The following is a 21,170-nucleotide window of genomic DNA, read 5'->3' on the forward strand; positions in this document are numbered from 1 at the left end:
GCCCGCGGATGCGGGCGATGGGCGCCGGCGCGGGGCCGAAAACCTGCGCGCCGGCGTGACGCACGGGCGCGTCCCGCCGCGCAAGTTCATTCGCGAATTCAAAGACTTCATCCATATCTGTCGAGGACAGGATGATCCCGGCCATGCGTCCATAGGGCGGCATTCCGGCCTGCCGCCGCTCATCGGCCTCAGCGCGCCAGAATCCCTCTTCGTCGCCCGTCAGGATGGCACGGATCACCGGGTGTTCAGGCTGATAGGTCTGCAACAGCGCCGTGCCCGGCGTGGCCTGCCGCCCGGCGCGCCCGGCCACCTGCCGCATCAGCTGGAACGTCCGCTCCGCCGCCCGCAGGTCAGAGCCCTGCAACCCAAGGTCAGCGTCAATCACGCCGACCAGCGTAAGGTTCGGAAAATTATGACCTTTTGCGACCAGTTGCGTCCCGATGATCAGGTCCGCGCCCCCCTCGGCAATCTCCGCCACCTGCGCCTTGAGCGCCCGCGCCGACCCGAAAAGATCGGAACTCAGCACCGCGATCCGCGCATCCGGGAACAGCGTGCGCGCTTCCTCGGCCAATCGCTCCACCCCGGGCCCCACGGCCGCAAGCCGCCCTTCGGCACCGCAGGCGGGGCACGTATCGGGCATCGGCCGCGTTTCACCGCACTGGTGACAGACAAGCCGCTTGAGGAACCGGTGCTCCACCATGCGCGCGTCGCAATGCTCGCAGCCGATCTGGTTCCCGCAGGCCCGACACAGGGTTATGGGCGCGTAACCCCTTCTGTTGATGAAAAAAAGCGCTTGCTCTCCCCGTGCGATCCGGGCATTGGCCGCCGCTTGCAAACCCGCGGATATCCATCGATCCGACGGCAGCTTTTCGCCCCGCATGTCGATCGTCCGCAGCTCGGGCATCACGGCCGCGCCGAAACGCACCGTCAAGTCAAGCCTCTGATACTTGCCCGCCTCCGCGTTGGCCCAGCTTTCAAGGCTGGGCGTGGCCGAGGCCAAAACAACCCGCGCCCCGCAAATGCTTGCCCTGAGCACCGCCATGTCGCGCGCGTTGTACAGCACGCCCTCCTCCTGCTTGTAGGAACTGTCATGTTCCTCGTCCACGACGATCAGGCCAAGGTTCTGGAAAGGCAGGAAAAGGGCCGAGCGCGCGCCCACCACGATCTGCGCACCGCCCTGCCCCACCATCTTCCAGGCACGGCGGCGTTCCGTCATCGTGACGCCCGAATGCCATTCCGCCGGGCGGGCACCGAAACGTGCCTCGACGCGGGTCAGAAACTCCGTCGTCAGGGCGATCTCGGGCAGCAGCACGAGCGCCTGTCGGCCGCCACGCAGGCAGGCCGCCACTGCCTCGAGGTAAACCTCGGTCTTGCCCGACCCGGTGACGCCCCGCAAAAGCGTGGTACCGTACCCCCCTGTTTCAAGGCCCTTTTTCAGCTCATCGGCCGCCTTGGCCTGATCCTCGGTCATGTCCGGGCCATCGCGGTACGGATCCAACCTCGGGTAAGGCAGGTCACGCGGTGTATCCTCTTCAACGAGCACGCCCTGCTTCACCAAGCCCTTGACCACCCCGGACGACACGCCGGCCTGGTCACAGAGTTCACGTAGTGTAAAGGAAAGCCCCCCAAACTCCGCCAGAGTCGCAAGCACCCGTTTGCGCGCGCCGGTCTGCCGGTCGGGACGTCCCTCCCCCGGCCGGTAGATCTTGCGCATCGACGGCGGGTCGCCCAGACCCGGCGCACGTGTCGCCAGCCGCAACATCTGGGGCAACGGCGTCAGCGTGTAATCGGCGGCCCGGCGCAGGAATTCCTGCAGTTCCTCGCGCATCGGCGCGACATCCAGCACCCGGATGACCGACCGCGCCTTGCTGAGATCGAAACCGCCCCTTCCCGGCCCCCACACAACGCCAATCACCTTGCGCGGGCCAAGGGGCACCTCCACGAAGGCACCGATCTGGCAGCCGCCCTCGGGCGCGCGGTAATCCAGTGTGCCGTCGAGCGGTTGCACCGTCAGGACCGAAACAAGCGTTCCCTCGTCGAAGAAATCCGTGACGGCTAACGGCAACGACAGGCTCCTTCAAAGGGGTTTCGGCAAGGCAATCCATGAGGTACACGCTTGGTGACCAGACTCCAACCCGCCGCTGAGGGATGCGCCCCATGAAATTCTTCGTAGATACCGCCGAAGTCGACGAAATCGCCGAGCTCAAGGACCTGGGCATGGTCGATGGCGTCACGACCAACCCGTCGCTCATCATGAAATCAGGCCGCGACATCCTTGAAGTAACCAAGGAAATCACGGAAATGGTCGACGGCCCTGTCAGCGCCGAGGTGATCGCGACCAAGGCAGACGCGATGATCGAGGAAGGCCGCAAGCTGGCCCAGATCGCCGACAATATCGCCATCAAGGTACCGCTGACATGGGACGGGCTGAAAGCGTGCAACGTCCTGACGAACGAGGGCAACATGGTCAACGTGACGCTGTGCTTCTCGGCCAATCAGGCGCTGCTGGCCGCCAAGGCCGGGGCAACCTTCATAAGCCCCTTCATCGGCCGGCTTGATGACATCAACCTCGACGGGATGGAACTGATTGCCGAGATCCGCGAGATTTACGACAATTTCGGGTTCGAGACCCAGATCCTCGCCGCCTCGATCCGCACGGTGAATCACGCCTTTCAATCCGCGCGGATCGGTGCCGACGTAATGACCGCACCGCCGAAGGTGATCAAGCAGATGGCCCAGCATCCGCTGACCGACAAGGGGCTGGAAACCTTTCTGGCCGATTGGGAAAAAACAGGGCAGAAAATCCTTTGAGGGCGTGTTATACACGCGGAAAAGCCAGAGGGACGTATGAGTAGCAAGCCCCGCATGGATGACACCCTGCGCGAACACATCATCGCGCAGCCCGACGTGATCCTTGAAGATCAGGACCTCATGCGCGCGCTTATCGCGGCAAACGAACGCGCCATGGGGGGCAATATCGTCGACTTGCGCGGCATCGCGATGGAGCGGCTGGAAGCACGGCTCGACAGGCTGGAAGACACGCACCGAAATGTCATCGCCGCGGCGTATGAAAACCTTGCCGGCACAAACCAGGTGCATCGGGCCATACTGCGCATGCTGGACCCGGTGGGTTTCGAGGCGTTTCTCAAGGACCTGGGCGGCGACGTGGCCGAGATCCTGCGCGTCGACAGGATCAAGCTCGTGCTCGAGTCGGTTCAGAACGACAACGATCCCGCGGTCCGCCGACTGGGCGATGTCCTGACCGTGGCCGAGCCCGGTTTCATCGAAGGGTACCTGATGGCTGGCCGCAATGCCCCCCTGCGGCAGGTGACGCTGCGGCAGGTCAGCGAAGGTGACATGCGCATTTACGGGCGCGACGCGGGGTTCGTACGGTCCGAAGCCTGCCTCCTGCTCGATTTCGGCGAAGGGCGCCTGCCCGGGATGCTGGCCATGGGCGCGGAGGATCCGCACCAGTTCAGCCCGCAACAGGGCACCGACCTCCTTGCCTTTTTCGGCGGCGTTTTCGAAAGGGCAATGCGCCGCTGGCTGTCATGATCAGCCCCGCTGCACGTGACGCACTGCAGGAATGGCTGGCCTCCCGAAAGGCTGTCGGTGGCATCTCGGAAAACACATTGGCCGCGTATAGCCGCGACGTTGCCGATTTCCTGGCTTTCATGACCGAACACAAGGGCGCGCCACAGGGCATGGGCGCCCTGTCGAGGGTCTCTGTCGGCGACATGCGCAGCTGGATGGCCTTTACAAGGGGCCGCGGTGTAAGTGCCCGATCGCTTGCGCGCAAGCTCTCTGCGGTCAAGAGCTTCTACCGCTGGCTATCCGAACGCGAGGGGATAGAACCCGCCGCGGTTCTGGCCGCGCGCGCGCCGAAATTTCAGCGCAAGATGCCCAGACCTCTTTCACCGGAGGCCGCGAAGGACGTGATCGGCACCGTGGAGGCTCAGGCGGAAACCCCGTGGGTCGCCGCGCGGGATCAAGCCGTCGTGACACTCCTTTACGGGTGCGGCCTGCGTATCTCCGAAGCGCTTTCGCTGGATGGCGCCGCGCTACCGTTGACAGACATGCTGCGGATCACGGGCAAGGGAAACAAGGAACGCGTGGTCCCTGTCATCGCTGCTGCGCGCGACGCCGTCGAGCGTTACGCGCGCCTGTGTCCTTTCGAGATCGGGGCGGGCACGCCCTTGTTTCGCGGTGTCCGCGGTGGGCAGCTGTCGCCGCGACAGGTTCAGAAGGTGCTGGAAAGAACCCGTCTGCAACTGGGGTTGCCCGCCACCGCCACGCCGCACGCCATGAGACACAGCTTCGCGACACATCTGCTGAACGCGGGGGGCGACCTGCGCGCGATACAGGAGTTGCTCGGCCATGCCTCCCTGTCCACGACCCAGGCCTACACAGCCGTCGACACGGTCAGGCTCATGGAAGTCTACAACAACAGCCACCCGCGGTCGGGTGACTGACAGTGTTTGAATTCCCTTTGCATCCAGACCATGATTGCGGCAGTTACCGCGCATGACAGTCCAGACCAAAGCGCTTTTAGTACATCTTTTGACAGCGACGGGCGCCGTTTTCGCGATGCTCGCCATGCTTGCCGCGATTGACCAGAAATGGGACCTCATGTTCCTGTGGCTCGTGGTTGCCTTCGCAGTGGACGGTGTGGACGGCCCGCTGGCGCGCAAATATCACGTACAGAAATACGCGCCGGAATTCGACGGTGTCCTTCTGGACCTGATCATTGACTACCTGACTTACGTGTTCATTCCGGCTTTCGCACTGTTCGAGTCCGATCTCTTGCCCGGCTGGACGGGCTGGTTCGCGATCATCGTGATAACCTACGCCAGTGCCTTGTATTTCGCCTACAGCAGGATGAAGACGACCGACAAATCGTTTTCCGGGTTCCCGGGCTGCTGGAACATGATGGTCTTGGTCATGTTCGCGATCGAACCCGATTTCTGGCTGATCCTGTCTCTTGTCGTTGTCCTGGCGACCTCGATGTTCCTGCCGCTGAAGTTTATTCACCCGGTGCGGACCGCCCGCTGGCGCTGGTTCTCGCTGCCCATGGCGTTCGCATGGACATTCTTTGCGGGATGGGCCGCGTGGGTGGATTTCCACCCCGAGAGCTGGGCACACTGGGGCCTAGTTGTCACGTCCGTATACCTGGTGCTTGCCGGCATCGCGCAGCAGATCATCCCGCAGAAATCACCGTCGGCGTGAGGCCGGGGCAGGTGACGCGCATTCAGTCGGTCGAAAGGAAAACCGCCTCTACCCGGCGGTTGGCGTCCCTACCCGCCGCCGTCCGGTTCGTCGCAATTGGCGAAAGATACCCCATCCCGCCGGCCTCCAGTTGATCACCGGCAACGCCGTGGCGCATCACCAACCGGTCGAGGACAGAAGTGGCACGTTGGCGTGAAAGGTCGACATTGGCCTCAAGGCCCCCGACCGTATCCGTATGGCCGACGAGGGCGATCCTGCGCGTCGAATCAGCCTTCAGGAATGCGGCAAGCCCTCGCAGACTGTCATACGGCCCCGCCCCGAGGGTCGAGGACCCGCTCTCGAACACCAGATCGCCGAGGACGACGTGCCCCTCGCGCATCAAGGCCCCGGCCAAGCTGTCCGCCCGTGCATACACGGCTTCGTCACGCGGCGCAGCGGCACCCCCGGCTTGGCCGGCGGCACCCGCGGAGACATGGACCACCTGCGCATAGCCGGTAGCGCCGGCGCGGCTCACCAGCACTGACAGATAGTCGTGGGCCTGCGTGTCCGTATCCCGCCGCGCAGCCAGGTAACGGTAATCCGAAAGGTCGACAAACATGTCAGGGGCGGCCAGTACATCGGTGTTGAAGCGGAAATCAAAACCGCCACAGGCCTGCCCGGCACAATCGTAGATCACGTCGAAACCCGCATTCTCGATTTGCCGGCGCAAGGGCCCAAGTATCTGCAACGTTGTCATGCCTTGTGCTTCGATCCGCCACGCCTGCCGGATAACGCGGCCCGTCACTTCGCGCGTCGGGATTTCGCCGTCTGCGAAAGGACCGACCGGCAGCAGATAGCTGTCAGCCTCCGTGACGACTTCGCGCGTCATTTCCGCATTTCCCGGCATCAGCAATTCCACCGCCGTTGCCGGCGCCGGCAGCAACACCGCGATCACCAGTGAAAAGAGCACCCTCATCGCACTAGCGCGCCTGCCCGTGATACTGCTCGTTCGGCCGCATACCCGTCGCGCTTGCCACGCGGTTGGTCATGTTGAAGAACCCGGCCACGTTGGCGATGTCCCATATATCGCGATCGGAAAACCCAGCCTCGCGCAGCTCCGCGCGGTCCGGTTCTTCAATGGCTGCCGAATTCAGCGTGATCTTTGCCGCGAAATCGAGCATTGCCCTCTGGCGCGCATCAAGCGGCGCAACGCGGTAATTCATGACCATCGCCTCCCCAAATGCCGGATCGTTGGATAGCTGACGCACGGCAGCGCCGTGGGCCACCTGGCAATACCAGCATCTGTTGATCGAACTGACGACGACAGCGATCATCTCGCGCTCGAGCTTGCTGAGCCCGCTGTCAGCCAGCATCAGGTCGTTGTACATCGCTGTGAACGCGTTGAGCTTTTCCACGTCGAAGGCATACGCCTTCAGCACGTTGGGCACCATTCCTAGCTTCTCGTTGCAGATGTCGAAATATTTCCGCGTCTCCTGCGGGAGCGGGTCGAGCATCGGGAGGTCCAATGCAGTGGGCTGGTCGGTATCAACTGTCATTCTTGTGCCTTCTGCCTGTAATGATAATGTCCCACACGGGTCATGCCTAGCGACGCGTAAAGCGCATTGGCACCCTCGTTTTCCCGCGTGCACACCGCGGAAATATACGTGGTGGCTGCATTGGACTGCGCCCAAAGCGCAGCCTGCTGCATCAAGAGCCGTCCCACCCGCCGCCGACGAAAGGGGACCGCCACCTCAAGCGCGTGGACCATGGCGATATCCCCGTCGATCGCGCAAAAGCCGGTGCCGGCAGGATGATCGTCACACCGGGCGAAAAGGCTTGTCCGAGGGCCCTTCACCCGGGCCATCACCGCGACGCGCTCGGGTCCGATCCCGCCTGCCGCCCAGATGTCCCGCTGGACCGCCAGCGGCTCCCAGACCGTGAAGGTACTGAGGCGTGGCGTGGGCACCGCGAGGCGCGCAACGGGGGCCACGTGAACAGTCACGGGATCGGCCACGTCATAGCCCTGGTCGGCCAACAGGCGGTCAAGCGCATCATCTTCGGCCCGGATCATGAAAAACGGCGTTTGACCGATTTCAGCCATCTCGCGCTCGGCCAGTGCCACATCATCGGCCGCCACCGCATGTCGTGCAGTCGCGGCTGACACGCGCTTGCCGCCGCGCTGCCCGTCCCGCAAGGTCCAGGGCCCGCGACACCAACGCCGCGCCGCCGGCCATGTTCTGTCGATCACGTCATAAAGACGTTCGACCCCGGGCATCATGCCGGGAACAAGGCATCAAGCTCGGCAATCGCGGCGTCGATCCTCCCCCCGTCATTGCCTCGCACGACGACGTTCGCGCCATAAATGCCATGACGTTGAAACGGGTACGACCCGAAAGCGAGGTCCGGATACCGGCGTGCAAGATCGGCCAGCGGGACGGCAATGTCCCCTTCCCCGCGCAGGATTTCCAGCGATTGCGACAAGACGGGCGCGCCGCCGGTGAGCGTCGGCATCACGTGCGCGAGCATTGCCTCGAAGATTGCGGGCACGCCGGCCATGACGTAAACATTCCCGATCACGAACCCGGGCGCGGCACTGATGGGGTTCTCTATGAGCGTTGCGCCGTCCGGGATGCGCGCCATCCGCAATCGCGCGTCGTTCAGGTCAAGCCCTTGACGGTCGTAGTGGGCCTTGAGCAGGGCCCGCGCGTCATCGCGCACGCCGATCGAAAGATCAAAGGCACGCGCAACGTTCTCGGCCGTGATGTCATCGTGGGTGGGCCCTATTCCCCCGGACGTGAACAGGTGGTCATGGGTCGAACTCAGTTCCCTGACCGCGCCGGTTATGGCATCCGGGTCGTCGCTGATTACGCGTACTTCCTTCAGGTCGATACCGGTGCTGACCAGCTGGCACGCCAAGTGGTGCATGTTGGCGTCGCGCGTGCGCCCGGAAAGGATTTCGTCACCGATCACCAGCATGGCGGCAGTGGGATTCGACATGGGCGGCTCTCCTTGCAAGCGGCATGGCTCCGGTATAGGCGTTGCAGCATGCGCTTTCAAACCCCGCTGGAACAAGGCACGCTCCTGAAGCGTTACAAGCGTTTTCTGGCCGATATTCGGCTGCCCGACGGTCGCGAAGTGACAGCACATTGCGCCAATCCCGGCGCGATGACCGGGCTGGCCGACCCCGGGTCAAAGGTCTGGATCGAAGCCAACGACGACCCCCGGAAAAAGCTGAAATATGCCTGGCGCCTCGTGGAGCACCCCGACGGCAACTTCACCGGCGTGGCAACCCTCCTCGCGAACCGCATCGTGAAAGAGGCGCTTGAAAGAGATTTGATCGACGGCCTGGCCGGCTACGACACCATCCGTCCCGAGGTAAAGTATGGTCAAGCCAGCCGGATAGATTTCGTCCTTCGAGGCAGCGGGCGGCGAGACGCTTACGTCGAAGTGAAATCGGTCACGCTTTCGCGGAAACCCGGCGTCGCCGAATTTCCCGATTCGGTAACGATACGGGGGACACGCCACCTCGAAGAGATGGCGGCAATGGCGCGGTCCGGGCAACGGGCGGTCACGCTTTACCTCGTACAGAGAACGGATTGCCACGAGATGCGGCTGGCCCGGGACATCGACAGTGCATATGCGCGCGCCTTCGCCGAGGCGCGCCGGGCCGGCGTGGAAGTGATGACCTTCGCCGCGCTGATCTCGCCGTCGGAAATCAGCTTGGGTGGGCGACTCGATTTCATCCGGGAGGATTGAGGTGTCGCATGCCGAACTCGGGGGCGGCATCCAGGAAATGCGACAGATGAACGCGCCGCCTATGGTCCTTTGCGGAATCATTGCATAAATATGAAGTGATGATCACGATACCAGGATTCAAAAAGTTGAAAGACGCGCATCAGGGACGTGTGACACGCGACGGCATCCGCATCCATGAAACAGCGGATTTTGCAGGCATGCACAAGGCCGGGAATCTGGCCGCACATATCCTCGACGAAGTTGCCGATCATATTTTCCCGGGTCAGACGACCGGGGAAATCGACCGGATGATCGAAAAGATGGTCGATGCGGCCGGGGCGAAATCCGCGACGATCGGCTACAAGGGATATCGCCATGCCAGCTGCATCAGCGTGAACCACGTTGTCTGCCATGGCATTCCGGGAGAAAAGACACTCAAGGACGGTGATATCCTCAATATCGATGTGACGGTGATCGTCGATGGTTGGTACGGGGATACATCGCGCATGTTTGTGGCAGGCAAGCTGAGCAGAAAGGCCGAGCGTCTGATCCAGGTCACGCATGATTCCCTCATGGTCGGAATCGACGCGGTAAAACCCGGCAACACGTTTGGCGATATCGGCCATGCCATTCAACACTTCGTCGAAGATCAACGCATGTCCGTCGTCCGCGATTTCTGCGGTCACGGGCTCGGGCGGGTCTTCCATGCTCCACCCAACGTGCTGCACTACGGCCGTCAGGGGTCTGGTGCCACCCTCGAAGAGGGCATGTTCTTCACGATTGAGCCCATGGTGAATCTGGGCCGCCCGGAAACCAAGGTGCTCTCCGATGACTGGACGGCCGTCACGCGCGACAAGTCGCTTTCTGCGCAGTTCGAGCATTCGGTCGGTGTCACGGCGGATGGCTGCGAAATCTTCACGCTGTCACCGGCGGGCAGGTTCCACCCCACGTGGCAATGACCAGTTCGGCTCGAGGACAGGTCGCAGGTAGCCCAAGCATACCCGGCTGAGCAAGGCCGGTGGGGTGCTTCATGCACGTACTGGGCGTCGGCTCTATCACAGGCAGTCCAAAGAAAAAGCCCCGCCGAAGCGGGGCTTTTGAATCTCGTTATATTGCCGTTCAGTCATCCCGGCTTTCGGGCGTATCGACAAAGGTGTCATACTCGTCGCCACCGATGACATCGTTCGCGTCGGGCGCCGCCAACGCGGCTGCGACCTCGGCCTCTTCCCGGCGCGCCTCGATCACGACATTGTCGCGTTGCTGGGCGATATGCCGGACTTTCTGGGTGGCCCCCCCGGTGCCGGCAGGAATAAGCCGCCCGACGATCACGTTTTCCTTCAGTCCGACAAGTTTGTCGCGCTTGCCTTGGACCGAAGCCTCGGTGAGAACACGCGTTGTCTCCTGGAAGGAAGCGGCAGAGATGAACGAACGCGTCTGCAGGCTGGCCTTGGTGATGCCCAGCAGGATCGGTTCGCCCTGCGCCGGACGCCCGCCCTTGGCAACCGCCTTCTCGTTCGCGGCGTCGAATTCCTGCTTGTCGACATGTTCCCCCTTGAGCAGCGTCGTTTCGCCACTGTCGAGGATTTCCCATTTTTGCAGCATCTGGCGAACGACAACTTCGATGTGCTTGTCGTTGATCTTCACGCCCTGAAGGCGATAGACCTCCTGCACCTCGTCGATCATGTACTCGGCAAGCGCTTCGACACCCATGATCGACAGGATGTCATGGGGCGCCGGATTGCCGTCCATGATGTAGTCGCCCTTCTGTACGTAATCGCCCTCCTGAACGGGAATGTGCTTGCCCTTCGGCACCATGTATTCTGCCGGCTCCAGTGATTCATCTGCAGGCTCGATCGAGATGCGGCGCTTGTTCTTGTAGTCCCGGCCATACCGAACGTACCCGTCAAGCTCGGCGATGATCGCGTGGTCCTTGGGCCGCCGCGCCTCGAAAAGTTCCGCGACCCGCGGCAGACCACCCGTGATGTCCTTGGTCTTGGCACCTTCGCGCGGGATACGCGCAACCACGTCGCCCGCCTGAACGTCCTGCCCGTCCTCGACCGACAGGATGGCATCCACGGACATGGGGTAAGTCACGGGGTTGCCCTGATCGTTACGCACCGGCTCACCATCCGGGCCAACCACAAGGATTTCCGGCTTGAGCTCGTTGCCCTTGGGCGCCGCACGCCAGTCCATGACGATTTTTTGGGTCATGCCGGTGGCTTCGTCCGTCACGTCCCGGACAGCGACACCGCTGGCAAGATCGACGAACTTCGCCGTACCTGCCTTTTCGGCAAGGATCGGCAGGGTGTACGGATCCCATTCGAAGAGTTTGTCGCCACGCTGTACCTTGTCGCCCTCCTTGATGAAGAGCTTGGTACCGTATCCCACCTTGTGGCTGGCAAGCTCTTGATCACTGTCGCCGAGGATGCGGATTTTCATGTTCCGCCCCATCACGAGCGTCTCACCAGCCGAATTTTCGAGGGTCTGGGCATTCTCGAAGGATATGGTGCCCTGCTGGCTCGCTTCGAGGAAGGATTGCTGCGCCCCCTGCGCGACACCACCGATGTGGAACGTGCGCATCGTAAGCTGTGTCCCCGGCTCACCGATTGACTGCGCGGCGATGATGCCGACAGCCTCGCCGGTGTTCACCATCGTCCCGCGGGCAAGGTCGCGACCGTAGCACATCGCGCAGACACCGTCTTCGCTTTCGCAGGTGAGAGGACTGCGGATTCGCGCGGTCTGTACGGCAGCCGCCTCGATCGTATCTGCGGAACGTTCGTCGATCAGCTGGCCTTCGCGGACGAGGGCCTCATCATTGGCCGGATCGACGATATCCTCCGCGGCGACACGGCCGAGTACCCGCTCCCCGAGACTTGCCACCACTTCACCGTCATTCACGGCGGCCTCTGCGGTGATCGCACGGTCCGTACCGCAATCGTGCTCACGCACGATGCAATCCTGTGCGACATCAACCAAGCGGCGCGTGAGGTAACCCGAGTTCGCCGTCTTCAGCGCGGTATCACTCAGCCCCTTCCTGGCACCGTGGGTCGAGTTGAAGTACTCGAGCACCGTCAGGCCTTCCTTGAAGTTCGAGATGATCGGCGTCTCGATGATGTCGCCATTGGGTTTGGCCATCAAGCCGCGCATCCCGCCAAGCTGCTTCATCTGCGTGACCGAGCCACGAGCGCCCGAATGCGCCATCATGTAGACGCTGTTGGGCTCCTTGACGGCTCCCGTCTCATCGCGTTCATCGGCCGAGATCGAGCCCATCATGGCTTCCGTGACCTGATCGTTACACTTCGACCACGAGTCGACAACCTTGTTGTACTTCTCACCCTGGGTGATCAAGCCGTCCATGTACTGCTGCTCGAAGCCCTTGACCTGGTCCCGGGTGTCTTCGACGATGTGCCACTTGCTTTCCGGGATGACCATGTCGTCCTTGCCGAAACTGATCCCGGCGCGGAACGCTTCCTTGAAGCCCATGGACATGATGTGGTCACAGAAGATCACGCTCTCCTTCTGGCCACAGTAACGGTAGACCGTGTCGATGACCTGCTGCACTTCCTTCTTGCGCAGTAGCGTGTTGACAAGCTCGAACGGCGCCTTGGCGTTGAGCGGAAGCAATGCGCCGATCCGGACACGGCCCGGCGTGGTTTCATACCGCTTGTAAACCTCGTTTCCCTCGTCGTCGATCTGCCGGACGCGCGCGGTGATCCTTGCGTGCATGTGAACTTCGCCGGCATCCAGCGCATGCTGGACCTCGTCGATCGAGGCAAAGGTCATACCCTCGCCTTTCATGCCGTCGCGCATGATCGACGTGTAATACAGCCCGAGCACCATGTCCTGCGATGGCACGATGATCGGAGCGCCGTTGGCGGGTGACAGCACGTTGTTCGTGGACATCATCAACACACGCGCTTCGAGCTGCGCCTCAAGGCTGAGCGGCACGTGCACGGCCATCTGGTCGCCGTCGAAATCCGCGTTGAACGCCGAGCAGACAAGCGGATGCAATTGGATGGCCTTGCCTTCGATAAGAGTCGGCTCGAACGCCTGAATGCCAAGACGGTGAAGCGTCGGCGCCCGGTTGAGCATAACGGGGTGTTCGCGGATCACTTCATCTAGGATGTCCCAGACCTCGGGCCGTTCCTTCTCGACAAGCTTCTTCGCCTGTTTCACGGTAGAGGACATGCCCTTGGCTTCGAGCCTCGAGTAAATGAACGGCTTGAACAACTCCAACGCCATCTTCTTGGGCAGGCCGCACTGGTGCAGCTTGAGTTCCGGCCCGGTCACGATGACCGACCGGCCCGAGAAATCGACACGCTTGCCCAGAAGGTTCTGGCGGAACCGGCCCTGTTTGCCCTTGAGCATATCGGAAAGCGATTTGAGGGGGCGACGGTTGGCACCCGTGATGACACGCCCGCGCCGGCCGTTGTCAAAGAGCGCATCGACCGACTCCTGCAGCATCCGCTTCTCGTTTCGGACGATGATGTCCGGCGCGCGCAGCTCGATCAGTCGCTTGAGGCGATTGTTGCGATTGATGACGCGACGATACAGGTCATTCAGGTCCGAGGTCGCGAAACGGCCGCCATCCAGCGGCACCAGCGGGCGCAGCTCCGGCGGGATGACCGGGATCACGGTCATGATCATCCATTCGGGGCGGTTTCCGCTTTCGATGAACGACTCGACGACTTTCAGGCGCTTGATGATCTTCTTCGGTTTCAGCTCGCCCGTGGCCTCCGCCAGATCGGCGCGCAGTTGCTCCGCCTCAGATTCGAGGTCGATGTTCTGCAGCATTTCACGGATGGCCTCGGCGCCGATATTCGCCGTAAAGGCGTCCATGCCATAGGCATCCTGCGCATCCATGAACTCTTCCTCGGTCAGCATCTGACCATAGGCGAGGTCCGTCAGGCCGGGTTCGATCACCACGTAGTTCTCGAAATAGAGCACACGTTCCAGATCGCGCAGCGTCATGTCGAGCATCAGGCCGATGCGCGACGGCAGCGATTTCAGGAACCAGATATGCGCGCAGGGGGCCGCCAGCTCGATATGCCCCATGCGCTCGCGCCGGACCTTTTGCAGCGTGACCTCGACACCGCATTTTTCACAGACGACACCGCGGTATTTCATCCGCTTGTATTTGCCGCACAGGCATTCGTAGTCCTTGATCGGGCCGAAGATGCGGGCACAGAACAGCCCGTCGCGCTCGGGCTTGAACGTCCGGTAATTGATCGTTTCCGGTTTCTTGATCTCGCCGTAGGACCACGAAAGGATCCGTTCCGGTGACGCGAGCGATACCTTGATCTCGTCAAAAACCTTGGCCGGGGCATTCGGGTTGAAGGGGTTGTTGGTGAGTTCCTGGTTCATTTCATGTCCTCATGTCCAAAGAGGGTGCGGGGGTGGTGTGCCCAACGGGCACACCCTGCGACGTGGGTGTCGGGTGCGTAGTCACGGCGCACCTTGCCTGCTTCACTCCGCGTCTTCGTCCTCCGCATCCAGGAGTTCCATGTTGAGCCCGAGACCACGCACTTCCTTGACCAGCACGTTGAAGCTCTCGGGAACGCCGGCCTCAAAGTTGTCCTCGCCCTTGACGATAGACTCGTAAACCTTGGTCCGGCCCGCCACGTCATCCGATTTCACCGTCAGCATCTCCTGCAGGGTATAGGCGGCACCGTAGGCTTCGAGGGCCCAGACCTCCATTTCCCCGAAACGCTGGCCACCGAACTGCGCCTTGCCGCCAAGCGGTTGCTGGGTGACGAGGCTGTACGGCCCGGTCGACCGCGCATGGATCTTGTCATCCACGAGGTGGTGCAGCTTGAGCAGGTACTTGACGCCCACGGTAACCGGCCGGCTGAACTGTTCGCCGGTTCGCCCGTCAAACAACAGGGACTGACCGCTTTGATCAAACCCGGCCCGCATGAGTGCATCGTTGACATCAGGCTCCTTCGCGCCGTCGAAAACGGGCGTGGCAATCGGAACACCGCCGGTTACCGTGCCCGCCGCTTCGACGAGACGATCCTCGTCCATATCCGCGATGCCCTCTTCGTAGACGTCGTCGCCATAGGCGATGCGCATCGCCTCGCGCACGGGCGTCAGGTCACCCGAGCGGCGATACTCTTGCAGCGCCTCGTCGATCTTGACGCCGAGACCGCGCGCGGCCCACCCCATGTGAGTTTCAAGGATTTGGCCCACGTTCATCCGCGACGGCACACCCAGAGGATTGAGGCAGAAATCGACCGGCGTGCCATCCTGCAGGAACGGCATGTCCTCGATCGGCACAACGCGCGAGATGACGCCCTTGTTGCCGTGACGGCCGGCCATCTTGTCGCCCGGCTGAAGCTTGCGCTTCACCGCGATGAAGACTTTCACCATCTTCATGACGCCGGGTGGCAGGTCGTCGCCGCGACGCACCTTCTCGACCTTGTCCTCGAAACGCGCGTCCAGCGTGCGCTTCTGGGACTCGTACTGCTCATGAAGCGCCTCGACGATCTGCGCGTCCGCTTCCTCTTTCAGTGCCAGTTGCCACCATTGCCCGCGCGTCAGCGTCTCAAGCAGCTCTTCGGTGATTTCCGAATTCGCCTTGACACCTTTCGGCCCTTTGACGGCAACCTTGCCAAGGATGAGCGATTTCAGCCGCGCGTAAATGTTGCGGTCGAGAATCGCGAGCTCGTCGTCACGGTCACGTGCAAGGCGTTCAACTTCCTCGCGTTCGATCTGCAGGGCGCGTTCGTCCTTCTCGACACCGTGCCGATTGAAGACGCGTACTTCGACCACCGTACCGAAGTCGCCCGGCTTGACCCGGAGCGACGTATCGCGCACGTCGCTCGCCTTTTCGCCGAAAATGGCGCGCAGCAGTTTCTCCTCGGGGGTCATCGGGCTCTCGCCCTTGGGTGTGATCTTGCCGACGAGAATGTCCCCCGGCTCCACGTCCGCCCCGATATAGACGATACCTGCCTCGTCGAGGTTGCGCAGCGCTTCTTCGCCAACGTTGGGAATATCGCGGGTGATCTCTTCCGGTCCGAGCTTGGTGTCGCGCGCGGCAACCTCGAATTCCTCGATATGAACACTGGTGAACACGTCGTCGCGGACGATACGCTCCGAGATCAGGATCGAGTCCTCGAAGTTGTAGCCGTTCCACGGCATGAACGCCGTGACAACGTTCTTGCCAAGCGCCAGTTCACCCATGTCGGTGCTGGGCCCATCGGCGACGACTTCGCCCTTGCCGACGGTATCCCCCACTTTCACCAGCGGACGCTGGTTGATGCAGCTGTTCTGGTTCGAACGCTGGAACTTGCGCATCCGGTAGATATCGACGCCGGGGTCGCCAATTTCGAGATCCTCGGTCGCACGCACAACGATCCGTCCCGCATCGACCTGGTCAATCACGCCGGCGCGCTTTGCCATGATCGCGGCGCCCGAGTCGCGAGCGACGACGCCCTCGATGCCAGTCCCGACAAGCGGCGCCTCCGACCGCAGGGTCGGCACGGCCTGACGCTGCATGTTCGAGCCCATGAGCGCACGGTTCGCGTCATCGTTCTCCAGGAACGGAATGAGCGACGCCGCGACCGATACCAACTGCTTGGGCGACACGTCGATCAGATCGACATGCTCGTTCGGTGCCAGCATGTATTCCCCGGCCTGACGGGTCGAAACCAGGTCGTTCACGAAACGCCCTGCATCGTCGAGCTTGGCATTGGCCTGCGCCACCGTGTGCCGCATTTCCTCGGTCGCCGACATGTAGACCACCTCGTCGGTGACCTGCCCGCCCTCCACCTTGCGATAAGGCGTTTCGATGAAGCCGTACTTGTTCACCCGCGCGAATGTGGCGAGACTGTTAATCAGACCGATATTAGGGCCTTCCGGCGTCTCGATCGGGCACATCCGGCCATAGTGGGTCGGGTGCACGTCGCGCACTTCGAAGCCGGCGCGTTCGCGCGTCAGACCACCGGGCCCGAGCGCGGAGAGACGCCGCTTGTGCGTGACCTCGGACAGCGGGTTGGTCTGGTCCATGAACTGCGAAAGCTGCGAGGAGCCGAAGAATTCGCGTACCGCGGCCGCTGCCGGTTTCGCGTTGATCAGGTCCTGCGGCATGACGGTGTCGATCTCGACACTGCTCATGCGCTCTTTGATGGCGCGTTCCATCCGCAGAAGGCCCACGCGGTACTGATTTTCCATCAGTTCCCCGACCGAGCGCACCCGGCGGTTGCCGAGGTGGTCGATATCGTCGATGTCGCCGCGGCCGTCACGCAGTTCGACAAGGGCCTTCACGCAGGCGACAATGTCTTCGCGGTCCAGCGTCCGTTGCGTATCGGGCTTTTCGAGATTGAGGCGCATGTTCATCTTGACGCGGCCCACGGCGCTCAGATCATAGCGTTCCGGATCGAAGAACAGCGTGTCGAAAAGGGCGCTCGCGGCTTCTTCCGTGGGCGGCTCACCCGGCCGCATGACCCGGTAGATATCCATGAGCGCGCTTTCGCGGTTCATGTTCTTGTCCTGCGCCATGGTATTGCGCATGTACGGGCCGACACTGATGTTGTCGATGTCGAGTACCGGGATGTCCGTGATGCCGGCGTCCAGCAACTCCTTGAGGGTCCCGCCGATCGGCTCGCCGTCGCGGTCCCGCTCCAGCGTGAGCTCGTCGCCCGCCTCCACGTAAATCGCGCCCGTCTCCTCGTTGATGATGTCCCGGGCGACGTATTTACCGACGATCTGATCAAACGGCACCAGAAGGTCGGAAACCTCGCCCTCGTCGATCAGCTTCTTGACCGCGCGGGGTGTCACCTTCTTGCTGGCTTCGGCGATCACTTCGCCGCTCTTTGCATCGACAAGGTCATAGGTCGGGCGCGTCCCGCGCACCCGTTCAGGGAAGAACTTGGTGATCCAGCCGGCGTTCTTCTTGAGCTTGTAATCGACCGTGTCGTAGTAGGCATTCATGATGCCTTCCTGATCGAGACCGAGGGCATAGAGCAGAGTCGTCACAGGCAGCTTGCGGCGCCGGTCGATGCGGGCATAGACGATATCCTTGGCATCGAATTCGAAATCGAGCCATGAGCCGCGGTAAGGGATGATCCGACAGGCGAAGAGAAGCTTGCCCGAACTGTGTGTCTTGCCCTTGTCGTGGTCGAAGAAGACCCCCGGCGACCGGTGCATCTGGCTGACGATCACCCGCTCGGTGCCGTTGACGATGAAGGTTCCGTTGGACGTCATAAGGGGCATGTCCCCCATGAAAACGTCCTGCTCCTTGATGCCCTTCACCGATTTTGCACCGGTGTCTTCGTCCACGTCGAAGACGATCAGTCGCAGCGTGACCTTCAGCGGCGCGCTGTAGGTCATGTCACGCTGCATGCACTCCTCGACGTCGTACTTCGGCTGTTCAAGTTCGTAGCCAACGAATTCCAGCACGCTGGTCTCGTTGAAATCCTTGATCGGGAAAACTGACTGGAAAACGCCCTTTATCCCCTCACCGTCCTGTGGTTCGGGCTGGTCTCCGGATTCCAGAAAAAGATCGTACGATGATTTCTGAACCTCAATCAGGTTCGGCATATCCAGCACTTCGCGGATCTTGCCGTAATATTTGCGCAAACGTTTCTGGCCAAGGAAGGTCTGAGCCATGTGTTCGGTCACCTTTCATTTCTCACCGGTCGCAGCCACTGTCGGGCTCCAGCAGCGCGGCCATCCGAGACGGCGGGTTTCGATCCATTCCCGGCCCCTGTCCCACCAGGGGCCTCCCGATCCAGGAACCTCGCCTTAGAGAAACCCTCGTATGGGCAGGGCCTCTCTGAGACAGGTTCGGCTGGACCCGGAAGCCCGGATCCAGCCATGTTGACAAGATGCGCGGATAAGCGCACCGATCACTTGAGTTCGATCTCGGCGCCAGCTGCTTCCAGCTTTTCCTTGATGTCCTCGGCCTCGGCCTTTTCGGCACCTTCCTTGATCGCCTTGCCGCCGGCTTCGACCAGTTCCTTGGCTTCCTTCAGGCCAAGACCGGTGATCGCGCGAACTTCCTTGATAACGTTGATCTTGGAGGCGCCGGCCGACTTCAGGATGACGTCGAATTCGGTCTGCTCTTCCTCGGCTTCGCCGCCGCCACCGTCGGCGGGACCGGCCATCATGACGGCGCCGCCCGAGGCGGGCTCGATGCCGTATTCGTCTTTCAGGATCGTTTTCAGTTCTTGCGCCTCGAGAAGCGTCAGACCGACGATCTCTTCGGCCAGTTTGTTTAGATCAGCCATTTTTCAGCTCTTTCCGTTTTTAAGATGTGTTCCAACGTCGGGCCGTCCCCCGCACGCGGTTCGTACAGTTGCTCGCTTATGCAGCTTCCGCCTTCTCTTCGATGGTCGAAAGGATGCTCGCGATGTTCGAAGCAGGGGCGCCAACGGCACCGGCGATGTTCGAAGCGGGCGCACCCAGCATGCCCGCGATCTGAGCAAGAAGCTCGTCGCGCGACGGCATGTCGGACACGGCTTTGACACCGGCACGGTCCAGCGGATCCGATCCCATTGCACCGGCAAGGATCTCGAACTTCGAGTTGTCCTTGGCAAACCCCTCGGCCACCTTGGCAGCCGATACCGGGTCTTCCGAATAGGTCAGAACCGTCATACCCGAGAGGTATTGGCCGATGCTTTCGCACGGCTTGCCCTCGAGGGCGATCTTGGCGAGCCTGTTCTTGGCGACGCGAACGGACGCCTCGGCCTCGCGGGCGCGAGCACGAAGGTCCTGCATCTCGGCAACTGTAAGGCCCGCGTAGTGTGCAACCACCACGACGCCAGAGCTTTCGAAGATCTGGCCGAGTTCCTCGACCACTTTCTCTTTCTGGGCTCTATCCACAGTTTCACTCCAAATTTGGGGGATATCCCCCGGCTCGGTTTTGGCGGGACATCCCGCCGTTCGGGTCCAAAGTCAGGGTCCCGAGCCCAAGACCGCCCGAAGGCGCAGTGCCTTCGTTGGATCTCATCTCGTTCCCCATCTCAGGAAGGAATTACAGGGACCACGCCCAACCCTCCATCTCGGACAGGACGAGGCCTGCGAGGGGCCCCGTCATTCGCCCCGGGCACAGGCCCGGAGTGAATTCCTATGCATCCGACGCGGCGTTACCCACGTCGATGCTCACGCCCGGCCCCATTGTCGAGGTCAGCGAGATTTTTTTCATGTAGGTGCCCTTGGCCCCCGTCGGTTTGGCCTTGTTCACCGCGGTGACAAAGGCGCGAACGTTCTCGACCAGCTTGCCCTCGTCGAAGGACGCCTTGCCGACGCCGGCATGGACGATGCCGCCCTTCACTGCCTTGAACTGTACTTCGCCGCCCTTGGCGCCGTTGACGGCCTCGGCAACATCCATGGTCACCGTTCCGACCTTGGGGTTCGGCATCAGGTTGCGCGGCCCGAGGATCTTGCCCAGACGACCAACGATCGGCATCATGTCTGGCGTGGCAATGCAGCGGTCGAAATTGATCTCGCCGTTCTGGATGGTCTCCATCAGGTCCTCGGCCCCGACGACATCCGCCCCGGCCTCCTGAGCTTCCTCGGCTTTCGGACCGCGCGCGAAAACCGCCACGCGGACATCCTTGCCGGTGCCGTTGGGCAACCCGACGACCCCGCGGACCATCTGGTCCGCATGACGCGTGTCAACGCCGAGGTTCACCGCGATTTCCACGGTCTCGTCGAACTTCGCCTGCGCGTTCTGCTTGATCAGCGCGACAGCCTCCTCGACGCTCACGTTTTCCTTGTCGGCAACGGCTTCACGGGCGGCACGGGTACGTTTTCCGATCTTTGCCATCTTACTTCACCTCGATGCCCATGGAACGCGCGCTGCCCTGGATGATCTTCATCGCGGACTCGACATCGGTCGCATTGAGATCCCTCCACTTCGCCTCGGCGATTTCACGAAGCTGCTTCGGGCTGACCGTCGCGACAGAGTCACGCCCGGGGGTCTTGGAGCCCGATTTCACCTTGGCCGCCTTCTTCAGGTAATAGGACGCCGGCGGCGTCTTGATGTCGATCTCGAAGGACTTGTCCTGATAGTAGGTGATCACGGTCGGGCACGGCGCACCCTGCTCCATTTCCTGCGTCTTGGCATTGAACGCCTTGCAGAATTCCATGATGTTGATGCCGCGCTGACCCAGGGCCGGCCCCACGGGCGGGGACGGGTTCGCCTGTCCGGCGGCCACTTGCAGCTTCATCGTGCCTGCGAGCTTCTTGGCCATCTGGCCTCTCCTTTTTCCAACCGCACCAGGGCG

Annotated in this window: 17 protein-coding genes; 6 read left to right on the forward strand and 11 right to left on the reverse strand. The window is 61.9% G+C overall.

What is annotated here, in order from left to right:
* On the reverse strand, window positions 1–2,065 hold a 2,065-nt coding region (locus tag ACH107_RS14295; RefSeq protein WP_412506401.1), incomplete at its 3' end, for a primosomal protein N'.
* Window positions 2,066–2,157: 92 nt separating this feature from the next.
* On the opposite strand from ACH107_RS14295, the gene fsa reads away from it, so the two are divergent.
* From fsa to ACH107_RS14315, 4 genes are read left to right on the forward strand one after another with little or no spacing between them, the layout of a single operon-like run.
* Window positions 2,158–2,811 carry a fructose-6-phosphate aldolase gene (gene fsa, locus ACH107_RS14300; protein WP_412506402.1) on the forward strand — a complete coding sequence of 218 codons (654 nt, stop codon included), beginning with the start codon at window positions 2,158–2,160 and terminating at the stop codon, window positions 2,809–2,811.
* 36 nt (window positions 2,812–2,847) lie between these two features.
* Entirely contained in the window at window positions 2,848–3,555 is a 708-nt protein-coding gene (locus ACH107_RS14305; protein WP_412506403.1) for a DUF484 family protein, read from the forward strand.
* Complete coding sequence (locus ACH107_RS14310; protein ID WP_412506404.1) at window positions 3,552–4,472, forward strand: tyrosine recombinase XerC; 921 nt, start codon at window positions 3,552–3,554, stop codon at window positions 4,470–4,472. Before ACH107_RS14305 ends, ACH107_RS14310 begins: the two co-directional genes overlap by 4 nt.
* A gap of 52 nt (window positions 4,473–4,524) precedes the next feature.
* Window positions 4,525–5,226 (forward strand): CDP-alcohol phosphatidyltransferase family protein, encoded by a 702-nt coding sequence (locus tag ACH107_RS14315; protein ID WP_412506405.1) that lies wholly within the window; start codon window positions 4,525–4,527, stop codon window positions 5,224–5,226.
* A 22-nt stretch (window positions 5,227–5,248) separates the two neighbouring features.
* Here the strand turns inward: ACH107_RS14315 and ACH107_RS14320 are convergent, their stop codons facing one another.
* From ACH107_RS14320 to ACH107_RS14335, 4 genes are all read right to left on the reverse strand, one after another.
* Window positions 5,249–6,124, reverse strand: coding sequence for an OmpA family protein (locus ACH107_RS14320; protein ID WP_412506406.1), 876 nt, complete (start codon window positions 6,122–6,124; stop codon window positions 5,249–5,251).
* Between the two features lie 61 nt (window positions 6,125–6,185).
* Entirely contained in the window at window positions 6,186–6,761 is a 576-nt protein-coding gene (locus tag ACH107_RS14325) for a peroxidase-related enzyme (RefSeq protein WP_412506407.1), read from the reverse strand.
* Window positions 6,758–7,342, reverse strand: coding sequence for a GNAT family N-acetyltransferase (locus ACH107_RS14330; RefSeq protein WP_412506408.1), 585 nt, complete (start codon window positions 7,340–7,342; stop codon window positions 6,758–6,760). The genes ACH107_RS14325 and ACH107_RS14330 overlap by 4 nt, the downstream gene beginning before the upstream one ends.
* Before the next feature lie 137 nt (window positions 7,343–7,479).
* The gene (locus ACH107_RS14335; protein WP_412506409.1) at window positions 7,480–8,202 is read right to left on the reverse strand and encodes a competence/damage-inducible protein A; all 723 of its coding nucleotides are present in this window, start codon (window positions 8,200–8,202) and stop codon (window positions 7,480–7,482) included.
* A 48-nt stretch (window positions 8,203–8,250) separates the two neighbouring features.
* Between ACH107_RS14335 and sfsA the strand changes: the two genes are divergently transcribed.
* The gene (gene sfsA / locus ACH107_RS14340; protein ID WP_412506422.1) at window positions 8,251–8,961 is read left to right on the forward strand and encodes a DNA/RNA nuclease SfsA; all 711 of its coding nucleotides are present in this window, start codon (window positions 8,251–8,253) and stop codon (window positions 8,959–8,961) included.
* A gap of 98 nt (window positions 8,962–9,059) precedes the next feature.
* On the forward strand, window positions 9,060–9,899 hold the full coding sequence (gene map / locus ACH107_RS14345; RefSeq protein ID WP_412506410.1) for a type I methionyl aminopeptidase: 840 nt from the start codon (window positions 9,060–9,062) through the stop codon (window positions 9,897–9,899).
* A gap of 160 nt (window positions 9,900–10,059) precedes the next feature.
* On the opposite strand, the gene rpoC is transcribed toward map, so the two are convergent.
* The 6 genes from rpoC to rplK form a co-directional block, all read right to left on the reverse strand.
* The gene (gene rpoC / locus ACH107_RS14350; RefSeq protein WP_412506411.1) at window positions 10,060–14,304 is read right to left on the reverse strand and encodes a DNA-directed RNA polymerase subunit beta'; all 4,245 of its coding nucleotides are present in this window, start codon (window positions 14,302–14,304) and stop codon (window positions 10,060–10,062) included.
* 102 nt (window positions 14,305–14,406) lie between these two features.
* Entirely contained in the window at window positions 14,407–18,549 is a 4,143-nt protein-coding gene (gene rpoB / locus ACH107_RS14355) for a DNA-directed RNA polymerase subunit beta (RefSeq protein ID WP_412506412.1), read from the reverse strand.
* A gap of 239 nt (window positions 18,550–18,788) precedes the next feature.
* Window positions 18,789–19,169, reverse strand: coding sequence for a 50S ribosomal protein L7/L12 (gene rplL, locus ACH107_RS14360; protein WP_412506413.1), 381 nt, complete (start codon window positions 19,167–19,169; stop codon window positions 18,789–18,791).
* Window positions 19,170–19,245: 76 nt separating this feature from the next.
* Complete coding sequence (rplJ, locus tag ACH107_RS14365; protein ID WP_412506414.1) at window positions 19,246–19,764, reverse strand: 50S ribosomal protein L10; 519 nt, start codon at window positions 19,762–19,764, stop codon at window positions 19,246–19,248.
* A 244-nt stretch (window positions 19,765–20,008) separates the two neighbouring features.
* Window positions 20,009–20,710, reverse strand: coding sequence for a 50S ribosomal protein L1 (gene rplA / locus ACH107_RS14370; protein WP_412506415.1), 702 nt, complete (start codon window positions 20,708–20,710; stop codon window positions 20,009–20,011).
* 1 nt (window position 20,711) lies between these two features.
* Window positions 20,712–21,137, reverse strand: a complete 426-nt coding sequence (gene rplK, locus ACH107_RS14375) for a 50S ribosomal protein L11 (protein WP_412506416.1) — start codon at window positions 21,135–21,137, stop codon at window positions 20,712–20,714.
* Between the last annotated feature and the right edge of the window lie 33 nt (window positions 21,138–21,170).

The organism is Roseovarius halophilus (ex Wu et al. 2025) (genome assembly GCF_047086965.1).